General features: G+C 42.6%; 13 protein-coding genes. 6 read left to right on the top strand and 7 right to left on the bottom strand.

Annotation, left to right across the window (positions count from 1 at the left end; translation table 11 throughout):
* Positions 1–4: 4 nt before the first annotated feature.
* The 6 genes from OJ16_RS04775 to OJ16_RS04750 all read right to left on the bottom strand — a co-directional run bounded on the left by OJ16_RS04775 (position 5) and on the right by OJ16_RS04750 (position 4629).
* Positions 5–1045 (bottom strand): glycoside hydrolase family 88/105 protein, encoded by a 1041-nt coding sequence (locus tag OJ16_RS04775; protein ID WP_040987955.1) that lies wholly within the window; start codon positions 1043–1045, stop codon positions 5–7.
* A gap of 176 nt (positions 1046–1221) precedes the next feature.
* Positions 1222–1662, bottom strand: coding sequence for a PTS galactosamine/N-acetylgalactosamine transporter subunit IIA (gene agaF, locus OJ16_RS04770; protein ID WP_040987953.1), 441 nt, complete (start codon positions 1660–1662; stop codon positions 1222–1224).
* A 12-nt stretch (positions 1663–1674) separates the two neighbouring features.
* Positions 1675–2556: a PTS system mannose/fructose/sorbose family transporter subunit IID gene (locus OJ16_RS04765; protein ID WP_040987951.1), complete on the bottom strand. Its 882-nt coding sequence runs from the start codon at positions 2554–2556 to the stop codon at positions 1675–1677.
* Positions 2546–3316 (bottom strand): PTS N-acetylgalactosamine transporter subunit IIC, encoded by a 771-nt coding sequence (gene agaW, locus OJ16_RS04760; protein ID WP_005594611.1) that lies wholly within the window; start codon positions 3314–3316, stop codon positions 2546–2548. The genes OJ16_RS04765 and agaW overlap by 11 nt, the downstream gene beginning before the upstream one ends.
* 11 nt (positions 3317–3327) lie before the next feature.
* On the bottom strand, positions 3328–3816 hold the full coding sequence (locus tag OJ16_RS04755) for a PTS system mannose/fructose/N-acetylgalactosamine-transporter subunit IIB (protein WP_040987947.1): 489 nt from the start codon (positions 3814–3816) through the stop codon (positions 3328–3330).
* 27 nt (positions 3817–3843) lie between these two features.
* Positions 3844–4629: a DeoR/GlpR family DNA-binding transcription regulator gene (locus tag OJ16_RS04750; protein WP_236688415.1), complete on the bottom strand. Its 786-nt coding sequence runs from the start codon at positions 4627–4629 to the stop codon at positions 3844–3846.
* A gap of 911 nt (positions 4630–5540) precedes the next feature.
* On the opposite strand from OJ16_RS04750, the gene OJ16_RS04745 reads away from it, so the two are divergent.
* From OJ16_RS04745 to OJ16_RS04725, 5 genes are all read left to right on the top strand, one after another.
* Positions 5541–5942 carry a hypothetical protein gene (locus OJ16_RS04745; RefSeq protein ID WP_040987942.1) on the top strand — a complete coding sequence of 134 codons (402 nt, stop codon included), beginning with the start codon at positions 5541–5543 and terminating at the stop codon, positions 5940–5942.
* A 213-nt stretch (positions 5943–6155) separates the two neighbouring features.
* Positions 6156–6851: a VC0807 family protein gene (locus OJ16_RS04740; protein WP_040987941.1), complete on the top strand. Its 696-nt coding sequence runs from the start codon at positions 6156–6158 to the stop codon at positions 6849–6851.
* A 325-nt stretch (positions 6852–7176) separates the two neighbouring features.
* Complete coding sequence (locus tag OJ16_RS04735; RefSeq protein WP_040987938.1) at positions 7177–8778, top strand: long-chain fatty acid--CoA ligase; 1602 nt, start codon at positions 7177–7179, stop codon at positions 8776–8778.
* Positions 8779–9119: 341 nt separating this feature from the next.
* Positions 9120–10529, top strand: coding sequence for a leucine-rich repeat domain-containing protein (locus tag OJ16_RS04730; protein WP_236688416.1), 1410 nt, complete (start codon positions 9120–9122; stop codon positions 10527–10529).
* Between the two features lie 245 nt (positions 10530–10774).
* On the top strand, positions 10775–11521 hold the full coding sequence (locus OJ16_RS04725) for an RluA family pseudouridine synthase (RefSeq protein WP_040988804.1): 747 nt from the start codon (positions 10775–10777) through the stop codon (positions 11519–11521).
* Between the two features lie 99 nt (positions 11522–11620).
* Here OJ16_RS04725 and lepB read toward each other — a convergent pair whose 3' ends face one another.
* Entirely contained in the window at positions 11621–12145 is a 525-nt protein-coding gene (gene lepB / locus OJ16_RS04720; protein WP_052810329.1) for a signal peptidase I, read from the bottom strand.
* Between the two features lie 350 nt (positions 12146–12495).
* On the opposite strand from lepB, the gene OJ16_RS04715 reads away from it, so the two are divergent.
* Positions 12496–13698 (top strand): DUF5666 domain-containing protein, encoded by a 1203-nt coding sequence (locus tag OJ16_RS04715; RefSeq protein WP_040987934.1) that lies wholly within the window; start codon positions 12496–12498, stop codon positions 13696–13698.
* Positions 13699–13768: the final 70 nt, after the last annotated feature.

Raw genomic sequence — 13768 nt, 5'->3', positions numbered from 1 at the left:
AACTTTATTCAGACAACGCCAACATCGCGGTGGCGGCTAACAAGAATGTGCCTGCACCGTAGTCAATGTTGTGCTCAAATTTCACATCACGGGGGTTAAAAGCGGGTAACTGAACCCAACCGATCATGCCATTTTCGTGGATGCACGATTCAACCGATGCCCATGCGCTTTCTACTACTGGCAAATATGTTTCTTTGTCTAAATAGCCTTGCTTAATACCCCATGCTAGGCCGTAACAAAATAGCGATGTTGCACTGCTTTCTTTCGCTGGGAAGCTTTGTGGGTCAAGCAGACTTGTGCGCCAAAAACCATCTTCTTGTTGGTATTTAATCACTTCAGCTGCGAGTGCTTTAAACATGGCAATGTATTGTGGACGCGTTGGGTAGTCTTCTGGCATATGATCCAAAATTCGAGGAACGGCAGCGAGAACCCAACCGATACCACGACTCCAAAATACTTTTTCACCGTTCGCTTCACGGAACTCTGTTCCTTCAGCGTTCGGAATATAACGCTTATCGCGGTAATACAGGTTCGTTTCAGGATCAAACAAGTTCTCAACCGCATCCCACCACGCCTTATCCATATAATTAATGTATTGCTCGTCACCGGTGTAAGCCGTTAAACCCGCAAAAACAGGCGGAGCCATAAATAATGAATCACACCACCACCAATCTTCTCGGCCGGGTTTCGGATCATTAATCATGATATCCAATGCCGTCTTTGCGTAATCAACTGACTCTGGAATATCAAACAAAGGATAAAGAGGCTGATACGCTTGCATACAAACATGATCATCAGCAAAACGAGGAAGAGGACCCGCACGGAATCCAGTGTGCAATGTGAAATCCAACAAACCATCAAGATAGTCTTGATCTTCCGTTGCTTGCCAAGCGTCAGCAACAGATAACCAGAACACGCCACGTTCCCAATCTGTCGCTTTCAAAAAACGTTTTTTACCGGTACTACGAGTAACAAAACGCGTGCGATTGTCACGTTGCCACGAGTACACGCGCTTCATGTTATTAAGAATTTCTGTACGGTTCATGTTGCATGCCTTTTTATTGGAGTTCGGGAGAAAACCAATATCTAAAAAATATTGTGGGGAATTAAAATATAAAAAAGTCAAAAAAAAGGCACTACTATCCTGACTAAACAAATCCAATTAGGGGAACAATTGAATTAAATTAAGTAGTGCCTTTATTTCATTATTAATATTTTATTTTATAATTCGTCTTCGAATGAATCAGAATCATTATTCTCAAGTTGAGCAATTTCTTTTGCCATGTCTTTCATTGACTGGGCGCCAATTTCACAAACAATATCAGCAAGCTCTTCAAGAGAAACATCATCACGCTCAAAGCATGCGTTAGTGATCATTGGTAAGTTACAACCTGCAACGACTCGAACATCATCACGGCTCAACATAATAGACACACCACGGTTGCATGGAGAACCACCAGGAACGTCAGTCAGTATCAGAACACCTGAGCCATCGTTCATTTTATTAATAGAAGTAAGCATTTGCTCTTCTAATTTTTCCGTTGTCATCGTTGGAACAAAATCAATAAACTCTAACGACGCTTGCTCACCAACAATGGCTTCTACCGCTGATTGCATGCCTGTAGCAAAATTAATATGCCCAGAAACAATAATACCTATCATAAAATGCCTTTATTAGAAAATACCCAGTAAGTGACCGCCAACGCCCGCAAATAGCGTGCCGAAAATAAGCGCCGTTGGTGATTTACCTTTTTTCACTAGGTAGTACATCAGCCATACTAATGCCATTGGCAGTAAGTTAGGCATCAATTTATCTAACATACCGGTTTGAAGGCTAATATCCGCCGCGCCCGCTTCCAGTTCAATGACCGTTGAAACTTTCACGTATTTCGCCACCATTGAACCAATCACACCCAGACCGACGATGTTCGCCGCACGGCCTAGTTTTTCAGCTTGATCGGACAGTTTTTCTAACGCTGATACACCCGCGTTGTAGCCAAGGAACAATAGCCAAAAGTACATTGGAATACGGTATGATTGGTACAAAATGAAGAAGACCAAAACACCAAGTGGGTTACCTTGTAGAGCAATTGAACTACCAATCGCCAACGTTAATGGCAGCATAACCGAATGGTCTAGTGCATCACCCACACCCGAAACCGATCCCATCGTCGCCGCTTTTACAGAAGCAATGGTCGACGGTTTTTCTTTGCTCTCTTCCATTGCAATCGCAAGGCCAAGAGGCAAAGTAAACATTTTAGGGTTCGCATTATAGAACTGTAGGTTGTTCTTTAATGCCTTTTTTAAGTCTTCTGGGTTTTTATGGATTTTCTCAAGCGCTGGACTAATTGAGTAACAAAAACCACCCGCCTGCATACGGTTGAAGTTAAAGTTACCTTCCATCAATAGACCGCGGAAACCAATTTTCCATAAATCTTTTTTGGTGATGACTTTCGTTGCCGTTTTATCGGTGTAACTGTCCGTATTACTAATCAATGAACTTGCTGAATCATCATGGAAGTCAGCTGGATTCATCGTCATGTCATTAGAGTTCATCGTCAAATACCTGTGTTTGAGCTGCTTGAGGAGTGTCAGACTTTTTATTGTTCATGTAATCGAGGACGGCAACACAAGTAAAGACCAGTGCGGTTCCTAGAATAGGCATATTGAAATAAGTCGAGCACACAAAACCTAAGAAGAAGTACGGCAGAATAGCGACGTTAAACATTGTACGAAGTAACATTGCAAAACCAACCGCTGGCATCATGCCACCTGCAATCGCCATACCTTTCACGATACTTTGAGGTAAGTATTCTTGAATGAATTCTGCACCTGTCGCACCAAAGTAAATCGCGCAGAAGCCAACCACACCGTATAACAATGCGCGCGCACTCAAACCAATATAGATAAGCTTATCGATGCCTTTTAAGTTGAGACTTTCAGCATATTGATCCGCTTTTTGCATCATTGGTGCACAAGACGTAAATAGGAAAAGAACACAAGTTTGCATAGCCAAAGCAAAAGGAATCGCCATACCGATGGCCGCTTCAGGCGTCATGTCCAGTTTAATCGCGAACATCGTACCGACAATAGCGCCCACGGTGGTATCCGGTGGCTGAACACCCGCGTTAGCAACAAGACCTAGCCATGCCAGTTCAAATGTAGCGCCGGCAATCAAACCCATTTGTAGATCACCAAGAATTAAACCCACCACAGTACCGGTAACTAATGGTCTGTGAATCCCCGTAAATACATCGAATTTATCGATGCCGCATAGCGCCGCCCAAACGGCGACTAAAATAGCTTCCATTAACATTTTATTTCACCTTAGATAGATAAATCTTTCGTCATTTCAAAAATGCATTCTTTATTGCTTTCTGGCATGTGCTGAATAGTACTTACACTTCCATGGCTACGTAAAACATCAAACGCTTCCATGTCTTTTTTGTCTACATTAATATACTTATTAACTGCGACACGCCCTTCATGAAAATGCATATTGCCAATATTAATTTCTGGCAATTCAATTCCACCTTGGACAATCTTTGCGAAATCTGCAGGGTTTTTACAAAGCAATAAAATTTTACGGTCCATACCCGCTTTTGGCAGGTTAGAAATAGTTTGCTCTATCGTTCTAAATATAACGGCAAAATCACTACCTGCTGACGCTTTGAATGGCGCTTGAAGCGGTTCAAGTTGTGCAATTTCGTCATTCGCGACCAAAATTGTATTGGCACCTGAATGCTTGCCCCATTGCAATCTTATTTGACCGTGAATTAGGCGTTCGTCGATACGAGCTAAAACTATATTAGCCATAAAAATATTCCTTTTTATTATTGATGTTTAAGTATTTAAACTGAGTTTTATAACTTTTATGTTATTTGATTCCAATGATCGCTTAATATCATCATCTAAATCGTAATCTGTTATCACTGAATTTATTTTATTTGATTCACAAGCCCAAAATGAATCACTGGTATTAAATGCAGAAGACTCGACGACTATCGTTATTTTTTCAGATATTTCGCATAACAATCTGAGCATGTCTGCATCTGATTCACTTTTAGAAAAAACACCTAGCTTGGTATTAAAGCTGTCTACTTGAACAAACACATTGTTAAAGCGATATTGCTTTAAACTGCTAATCATGCGTGTTCCTGTCATTTTCATTTGTTCGACGTTGACTCGGCCACCGGTCACGAAAAAATTACAATCCGTGAGTTGTGGTAAGTTCTGCACCAAATTTAAATCACGAGTAATCACTGTCGACGACTTAAGATCGCTTAATTGCTTTAATGCCTTTCTAATTAAAACACTGCTATCGACAAAAATAGTGTTTTTCTCATCAATCGCGTCATGAATCGTATTGGCAATCAACTCACAAAAATCTGATCCGCCCCTTTGCATTTTTGATGTTGCTGACGACGCTAACCTTGAAAGAACGTCTCTATTCACGAGTGCAAAACCGTGTGAACGTATGATGTAGCCATTTTGCTCTAAGAAGCGTAAATCAGCCCGTATTGTTGCTCCAGTCACGTTGAAATAATCAGCCAAGTCGTCAACGTGCATTTTGCCTTTCATACCAACCATGTTGGCAATTTCCATACGTCTTTCAATTCCGGTTTTCATTGTTGCGTCCCCATTTTTTTTCTCGACGCACATACCGCTAATCTTTTATTTGAATTTTCATTTCTTTTCATTTGCAGCGATTCTCTTTCAATAATTTTTATTGAGCAAATACTTTTTACGCTAAGCATGATTAAACTCACATTTTAAATCCCTCTATGCTCTGCATTATAAATGTAACTCACACTTCATACCATAAAACCAAGAAAAACAAATGCAAAACCCATAGCAACTGAAAATAAAGTAAATATAAATCAATGACTTAAAATTTACCTTCTAATTTTCAAACCGATATTTCACTTTTGCAATGATCAGCATTTGTTGCTAATAAACGTCTAGATGTGACTTGTTTATCAATAATTAAACATCATCTGATCTAGCTCTTGTTAAACTAGAAAAGCTCTCACATACTCATTATCACAATGAAAATGAAAGCAAATGAAAATTCATAATGAAAAATAAAATCACGAGGACATGGCAAACGATGCCGTACACGTTAATGCCTATTTTTCGTTTTTAAGGGAAGGCATAACGCAGAACTCTTTAATGATCACCATGCTGGAGGCGGGCGTATGCTTGACTCGATACCGTTCAGACTGAGTAAGTGCGTGAAAACGCTTAAAACGAGGATAAGACTGTCGTTAACTCGTTTCTTTCATCAGCAAGAAGGCTCCAAGAGTTATGTTGATTGGTCTTCGTTCCAACGAGTGGTTGCTATTGGATGGAGGTAACGTGCCCAGAACGGCTTCAATGTGATCGCTACCGGCATCGTCGAAAAGCATCAAGCGATGCTAGAAACGACTTCTGTTTTATGAACGGTTTAGCAAACCCACAGGCCAACAAAACCTCCGAAAAACTTTGTATGACGAGGCCCCTACGATACAATTACGTCCCTTTTGTAAGAGCGCCCCAAAATGCCATTCAACAACGATATCGACCAGATGCTTAACTATCTAGAACGCTTCTGTAAAGAGCCGCATATCCATGCACTCGATGACGTTTCAGACGACCAAATAAACTTACTGCTCGATTTCTTAACGCTCGCACACAAATTGAAATGTGATATCTACGCGACAAACAGTTTAAAAAGCACCCACTTTCTTGGCATTGGTGTTTTCGCGCTAACGCAAGAGAGAGCGCCACAAGGCAACCTCTTTTTAAAAGTCGAAATGAATCAGCTTTACCTTTCATTTGAATTAGACCGTTGCACAGAAGAAAACTTGTTAACGCCGATACGCGTGATTGATGCGTTGATCTATCTCACCGATAAACGCGGACATGCCCTATTACCCGAGAGCTACCAGTCACCGAAATGAATGAAAAATAGCATTTCGAAGGCGAGCGTTTTATCATCGTGATAGGTTTTGCCTAAGCCATCCGTAGGTTCGTTAGACCATACCGCAATGACCGACTTGTTTCATAAATCGTTACACAAGTTGGCATTTTAACGCTTTACATCGAGCGCTAGGCGATAAACACTCGCTCCCGACGTCAAACAGTCGTCAGCAAAATAAAGTCAGTAGGAAATTATGCAAAATACGACCACAAAAAAGTCGAATCCCCTATTCGAGATTCTCTTCAATGTCTTCATCCCATCATTCATCTTAATGAAGTTCAGTGGTGATGAGCACTTGGGGACAGCAATGGCACTTGTCGTCGCTTTACTCTTTCCCATTGTTTACGGCGGTATGGACCTCATCCGCAACAAGAAATTCAACTTCATCGCAGCGCTGGGCTTTATCAGTGTGCTATTGACCGGTGGGATTGGCTTACTCGAACTGGATACTCGCTGGTTAGCGCTTAAAGAAGCATTAATTCCAGGACTGATTGGTTTAGCGGTACTCGGCTCAACGTTTACTCGTTACCCATTCATGCAGAAGATGATTTTGAATGACACCGTATTGAACCTGTCATTGATCACTGAACGCTTAAAAGAAAATGGCCAGTCAGCGCAATTTGAGCGTTGTCTAACTTCATCAAACTACCTTTTCGCAAGCACGTTTGCTTTTTCTTCAGCGATGAATTATTTCCTTGCCACTTGGATTGTGACCAGCCCTGCTGGCACCGCTCAGTTTAATGAAGAGCTTGGTAAGCTCACACTATACAGCTACCCAATTATTGCCATTCCAAGCATGTTGATGATGTTGGGTATCTTTTACTACGTTTGGCGTCAAATCAGAGCAATGACCTCTCTGGAAACAGAACAGATTTTCCACACCAAATAAATCATTCTGCGCCCTATTCGGCCAACGAATGAACGCACTACACTCAATATGAGCAAAGTGCTAACGCCTCGGTCACTCAATGAGTATCGGGGCGTTTTTGAATCCGTGGCACGATGCTCAAGTTAACTCACATCATGGCGACGGGCAGAGCTGAGGCCATCACTTTATAATGCAGAGAAAACGTTACCCACTTAACAATTGAGGTGACTGATAATTGCTGTGTACAAAAGAATACATCACCCTAAAATAATCATAAGCGCCTGAAATACATCGCGAGCGTTATGACCAGAAAATCGATAAATAAAAAAGATAACGAAGAACCGATATGAACCAATATGTGAATGAACCATCCAACTATCAATTACTCATCAAAAATCTGCTTTTTTCTCCAGTGGCATTCAATCCTGAGCAAGAAATTGTCTATGCCAACCACCGTCGCCATAGCTATGCGACGTTTCACGAGCGTGTGAAAAAGTTAGCGAATGCGCTGACTAAAATGGGGGTAAAAAAAGGCGACACGGTTGCCGTGATGGATTACGACTCTCACCGCTATTTAGAATGTTACTTTGCGATTCCGATGCTTGGCGCGAAGCTGCATATGATCAATGTGCGCTTGTCTCCGGAACAGATCCTCTACACCATTGACCACGCAGAAGACGACATTATTCTTATCCATGAAGAATTTTTACCGATTCTTGATCAAATCAAAGGCCGCATTGATACGGTCACCGATTATGTCGTATTACGCGATGGCGAAGCGTGTGAATACGAACAGCTTTTGGACCAAGAAGAGGCTCACTTTGATTTTCCTGATTTTGATGAAAACACCGTAGCGACCACTTTTTATACCACGGGCACAACTGGCATGCCAAAAGGGGTGTACTTTACCCACCGCCAACTGGTTTTGCACACACTCGGCATCTTAAGCTCTATCGGCACTAATGCGGTTCAAGGTCGACTGCATCAAGGCGATATCTACATGCCGATTACGCCAATGTTCCACGTACATGCTTGGGGGCTTCCTTACATGGCCACCATGCTTGGCGTGAAGCAGGTTTACCCGGGTAAATACGTTCCTGATACCCTGTTGAATCTAATTGAACAAGAAAACGTCACCTTCTCACACTGTGTGCCGACCATTCTGCACTTACTCTTGAGCTCACCAAAGTCATCCTCTATTGATTTCTCACAATGGAAAGTGGTGATTGGGGGCGCAGCACTGCCAAAAGCGCTATGTAAAGCGGCACTTGAGCGCAATATTGATGTGTTTGCAGGGTATGGTATGAGCGAAACCGGCCCTATTCTTTCGATCGTGCAATTGTCACACGAATACTTAGAAATGGATCTCGACAAACAAGCTGAATATCGCTCTAAGACCGGCAAAAAAGTCGCGCTCGTGGAAGCGCATATTGTCGATGAAGAGATGAACAAACTGCCGCATGATGGCGAAACAAGCGGTGAGATTGTAGTGCGAGCACCTTGGCTAACACCAACGTACTACAAAGATAATAAAAACTCGAAAGCACTGTGGCGCGGTGGCTATTTGCACACCGGAGATGTCGCGACCATTGATGGCGACGGTTTCATCAAAATCACTGATCGCGTGAAGGATATGATTAAGATCTCTGGCGAATGGGTCAGCTCTCTTGAGCTAGAAGATATTCTCCACCAGCATCAGGCCGTGTCTGAAGTGGCGGTTATCGGCATGCAACACAACAAGTGGGGCGAAGTTCCTCTCGCTCTCGTGACGTTAAAGGCCGATGCCCAAGTGACAGAAAAAGAGTTACTCGGATACGCCAAAGACTTCATCACTAAAGGCATTCTTGCGCGAGAAGCGCTGCTATTGAAAGTGAAGTTTGTTGAAAGCATCGCGAAAACCAGCGTCGGGAAAGTTGATAAAAAAGAACTTCGTAGGCTGTATCTATAGTCAAACGCTGGCTAAGCCCGCCCAACGCATTATCAAATATGTCGCCCTGTTTGGGCGGCATACTGCCCCCTCACACCATTTTCTCAGCGATTTGGTATTGAAATAGACGACAAAACCCCGACGATCGATTTTAAAATGGCCCAAAACAAACAATCGTCACTCCCCCGATGTTTGAGGTACGTCACCAGCGGCCTTTGATCTTTGAATAAACAGCGTTAACCAATCATAGATTAATGATTTAGCTCCAAATTTTAGGTAATAACGCCAGATATCTTTGTTGATATTGAGGGTTTACGATAGCCTTTTGCCCTTTCATCCTCTTTATCACTGGGATCATTTCATTGAAAGCATCGACAAAATTAATTTTAGTCGCCGTCACTGTGTCGTTACTTTGTGGCGCATATTGGTACTATTATTCGCTGGTTACTTCCATCCATTTTGAAGACCCTAAATTTAGGGCATGTGTATTGGATAACGGCGAAAAAATAGCGCAGATTGATCATTTAGCTTGTGATAATAACATCACGTCTCTCGTGGGCGTTGAGCGACTCACGCATTTACAGATGTTAAAGATTTATGACAGCGAACTTAAGGTTGTTGATCTTTCACAAAATAAAAACCTTTTGCTGTTTCGAGCAGCGAATACTCAACTTGACGACATTACGTTTTCAAATGATAGCTTTTTAACCTATGTAGACATTAGCCACAGCCCTCTGACAGACATTGATTTATCGAATCTCAAATACTTAAAGACATTAAAAATCACCCACACCCCCATCAAAAAACTAGACCTTTCCCATAATTTAAAGCTAAGGGAAGTCAATTTAAATAATAACATGATTGACACGATCGCCGGTTTAGAAGAACAACCGCTGTTAGAGCTTGAAATGGCGGGTAACCAGTTAACCGAATTTGATTTCTCAGCATTTCCTGAACTGGTGCTGATTGATATTGATAATAACAACTTCAAAAGTATCGATATTTCATCTAACGCCGAGTTAGTCGAGCTGCGTACTGATGGCAATAATATTGATGTGATCAACTTAGCCGACAGCAATGTGCTTTTTGAGAACATCACATTTTCCTATACAACCGCGATTCAATTTGAGCCATTTGAATGGGTGAAGGATGTGCCCTTTAAGGATAAAAAGTTTAGAGCGTGTCTCTTATCCAATGGATATAAAAAGGTTGCCGATGTTGTAAACTTAGTCTGTAAATCCAAAGGGATAGACTCGATTGCAGGCGTTGAATATTTAACCCATCTAAAAGATCTTAATCTTTACGCCAACAATATTACGCAGATCGATTTGAGAGCCAATAAACTCCTTCGTCTCTACGCGACGACCAATATGATCAATGACATCAAACTCGGCGGGCACCCAGATCTTGAATCACTTCATATTGCCGATAATGCGATTAGCAAGATCGACCTCGGCGGCGTCACTCATCTCAAACACCTAGTGATGTGGAAAAATAAACTGGAAGAGATCGATATCAACCATCTGCAATCACTGAAAACAACGTATCTAGGTCATAACCGTTTAACCCAGATTGATGTATCGAATTTAAGCGAACTGACCCACCTGTATGCCAATGACAACCAAATTTCTACGATTGATGTGAGTCAAAACCCCAACCTTGAAGTTCTCGTTTTACGTCAAAACCAAATCACGTCACTAGACGTGCAGAGCAATAAAAAAATCACTGACAGTAATCTGGGAACAGATCCTTCGGTCACCGTCACTCGCTGACCCTTTCACGAAGATATGGAGAGGCGACAAACCCCTCTTGATAAACCATCATATCCCCAAGCCCCTAACGCGCCCTAATGACCGCGTTAGGGGCTAAATCTTACGAAAAATCACACGAAGCCAACAATATCAATAACGGCTATCATAAAAACAAAAAGCCCCCAGCAACCAAGAAAACAGTCGCTCGCTTAGCGAATTACACTATAATTCGCGCTGTCTCTTTTCTTACCCATTCGGACCTCCAAATGTCTCCATCTGACGATACTAAGAATGAAATAATCGATAATTTTGTGGCTCCTGAGTGCCAAGGCAGAATCGAAATCTTGTATCAAGACGACGATATATTGCTGATCAATAAGCCGAGTGGCTTATTAAGTTTGTCGGGAAAAAACCAGCTTAATTGGGATTCCGTACATTACCGTTTGGTTAACGGTCAAGAGGCGACCGAAAGCCAAAAAGCCACCCCGGCTTTTGCCGAGGCTAAATTGCCACATCGACTCGATTTTGGGACGTCGGGCATTATGGTGGTAGGGCTTAACAGTGCAGCATCAAAGAGCCTGAATAAACAGTTTCAAGATCGAGCGGTTCAAAAACGCTATATCGCGATGTTAGCAGGATGGGTGGAAGCCGATATCGGCCAAATTTCAGCCCCGATAGCAAAAGATAAGGCGCTGTTTCCTCGCGTAAAAATTTGCCTCGACACCGGCAAAAGTGCCATTAGTGACTACCAAGTCATACGTCGCTTAGACACCCCTTGTCGAACCCTAATTCAATACACGCCCATCACCGGGCGCACTCATCAATTGCGGATCCATAGCCTTGAATTTGGCCACCCAATTTTGGGTTGCGATCTTTATAACACCCCAGAATCGAACAATGGCTTTGAAGGGAGTGACACCCCGCCGCGTTTAATGCTTCATGCTAGCGATATTTACTTTACGCATCCCAGCACGGGCCAGCCTATTCATGGGCAAAGTCCAAGCCTATTTTGAGTCGTTCCGAAAAAGTAACGGGCATAACGCAGGGAATATAGGGGGCGCTATGCCCTCTTAAATCACCCTATCAAATAGCCATATATTGGCGTCACTAAATCAGAGCTTTCCGATTCTCGAAATGGACGGGCTATAGTAAATACGAATGGCTTTCGCGACGATTTGATTTTTATTTATTACCCCAAAGTGCCGACTATCCAGGCTGTTTATTCGATTATCGCCCAAAATAAAATATTCATCATTCAAAGGCTGATAGCGCTCATGATGATTTAACACCCAGCCCTTATTGTTTTTTTGATCAACATAAGGCTCTATCAGAGCGTTATCGTTAACATATATTTTCCCATTTTTTGTCTGTATCGTTTCACCTGGCAACCCGACAATACGTTTGATCCACAAACTACCGTCATTTTTAGGGCTTTTGATTAAAACGATATCCCCTCTTTCAATCTCATGTTCTTGATAATACGTTGGGCTAGAGGCGATATAATCCCCGTAGAGCAGAGTTGGTGACATGCCATCCGCTGTCACTTCGCTAGTCATATACCCCAACAGCATGGTTTGTTCTTTTGCTTGAACAACAGAATGGCTCAAAAAGAGTAACACCAGTACCCATAGTTTCATCGACGTCTCCTAACACTCAGCGGCTAGCACACCGGTCACACCGCTCAATTAATCACCATAAAGACTAAACTCAACCGAACCGAAAACGCCAAGTGTTTGTTATATTTATCATATGCGCATCGCAATACTCATGAACACGATGCAGGGCAGACCAAAAGCTAAGGCAAAAAACGCATGGAAAGTAGCCCTTATTGATGGGTGTGGTGGCCATCGGAATCGTTTGAGTTGCTCATTTGACCAATTCAGTCCAGATTTATCATTTTCCTGACATTGCCAAGAAATTTCTTACCAATTTATGTGCTAGTTTTCGCTCCGCCGATCGGGCACATTTGTTATTTACAGGCAGTTCTATGAAACGTTACGCAATTTTACCTATTTTCTCTCTCGCTATGGTTGGCTGTGGCGGTGGTAGTGACAGCAGCAGCGGTGAAACTGGCACAGCGCAAACGCCCCCTGTCTCTCAAGGCTCCATCGAACGCGTTACTGGCGACACTATCTCTGTTAATGGCCACAACTATTCTCTTGATAATTTAACCGTCACTTACCAAGATGAGACGCTTCCAACCTCGATCTTGTCAAAAAATATGATGGTACGTATCTCTGAAGATAACACTCGCCGCCCTGGTGGGGCTGTCGTCACGCTAGAGCCTACGTTCACCGGTAAAGTGGATAGTATTTCACCAGACAGAAAATCATTTGTGATCAACGGTGTTGAGCTTCCATTTACATTAAGCAGTAACATCAATGTTGGCAGTAACGTGATGGTATCTGCGCTACCAACGGAAACGGGCTACAACGTACTTTCAGTGATCGAGTTCAATCACTGGAATGGTCAAGCGGAAACCGAAGGCCTTATAAGCCAACTTGGCAACAACACCTTTAAAATCGGCGCTTCGCTAACTGTTGACTTCAGCAATATCAACGTTACGTTCCCATTGAGCAACGGCATGTGGGTCGAGGTGATTGGTATGTACGATACTGACACTGGCATATTACGCGCAGAAAAGATCACGCGTGACGATTACACTGACATCCCTAACGATGGTGAAATCGAGGGTATCGTCACTTTCGTTAAACGCGGCCCTGATGGCAAACCGCGTTCATTTACACTGAACTACAGCGCACAAATTCAAACCGTGGGCTCAACCGAATATGATGACGGTTTCTACGGCGACCATCGTGACCTCGTCGCAGGTGCTTGGGTTGAAGTTGAATTGAAAAACAACAAAAATAAACTCATGGCAAAAGAGATTGAGTTTGAAGACGATAACGACGACAACGACGACAACGATTGGGAACAAAACGAGTTTGACATCGAAGGGTACGCACTCGTTTCAGATTCTGAGCTAAAAACGTTCACTATCACCGATGTATGTTCAAATAAAGAGTTCACTGTTAGCGTAGATAACCTAACCAACTACGAAGGTCTGGCTAACTTTGATGAACTGCACAGGCAATACGTTGAAGTAGAAGGTCACCTATTTGAAGGTCAGCACATTGCTCGTAGCATCGACGTTGAAGATGACAGTAACGATAATGACTGTGATGACTAAGCAGCATTGATGCACAAGTCATTGACGCTTGACGTGAAATAAATGCAACATTTTAAGCCAGCGCTGATGC

Source organism: Vibrio renipiscarius (genome assembly GCF_000827885.1).
Taxonomy (GTDB): domain Bacteria; phylum Pseudomonadota; class Gammaproteobacteria; order Enterobacterales; family Vibrionaceae; genus Vibrio; species Vibrio renipiscarius.
This window is presented reverse-complemented; position numbering and strand designations above follow the sequence as displayed.

Excerpts from the sequence above, each read along its gene's own strand:
- OJ16_RS04775 (WP_040987955.1), bottom strand. The coding sequence starts at position 1,045 with ATGAACCGTACAGAAATTCTTAATAACATGAAGCGCGTGTACTCGTGG.
- agaF (WP_040987953.1), bottom strand. The coding sequence starts at position 1,662 with ATGATAGGTATTATTGTTTCTGGGCATATTAATTTTGCTACAGGCATG.
- OJ16_RS04765 (WP_040987951.1), bottom strand. The coding sequence starts at position 2,556 with ATGAACTCTAATGACATGACGATGAATCCAGCTGACTTCCATGATGAT.
- agaW (WP_005594611.1), bottom strand. The coding sequence starts at position 3,316 with ATGTTAATGGAAGCTATTTTAGTCGCCGTTTGGGCGGCGCTATGCGGC.
- OJ16_RS04755 (WP_040987947.1), bottom strand. The coding sequence starts at position 3,816 with ATGGCTAATATAGTTTTAGCTCGTATCGACGAACGCCTAATTCACGGT.
- OJ16_RS04750 (WP_236688415.1), bottom strand. The coding sequence starts at position 4,629 with ATGAAAACCGGAATTGAAAGACGTATGGAAATTGCCAACATGGTTGGT.
- OJ16_RS04745 (WP_040987942.1), top strand. The coding sequence starts at position 5,541 with ATGCCATTCAACAACGATATCGACCAGATGCTTAACTATCTAGAACGC.
- OJ16_RS04740 (WP_040987941.1), top strand. The coding sequence starts at position 6,156 with ATGCAAAATACGACCACAAAAAAGTCGAATCCCCTATTCGAGATTCTC.
- OJ16_RS04735 (WP_040987938.1), top strand. The coding sequence starts at position 7,177 with ATGAACCAATATGTGAATGAACCATCCAACTATCAATTACTCATCAAA.
- OJ16_RS04725 (WP_040988804.1), top strand. The coding sequence starts at position 10,775 with ATGTCTCCATCTGACGATACTAAGAATGAAATAATCGATAATTTTGTG.
- lepB (WP_052810329.1), bottom strand. The coding sequence starts at position 12,145 with ATGAAACTATGGGTACTGGTGTTACTCTTTTTGAGCCATTCTGTTGTT.
- OJ16_RS04715 (WP_040987934.1), top strand. The coding sequence starts at position 12,496 with ATGAAACGTTACGCAATTTTACCTATTTTCTCTCTCGCTATGGTTGGC.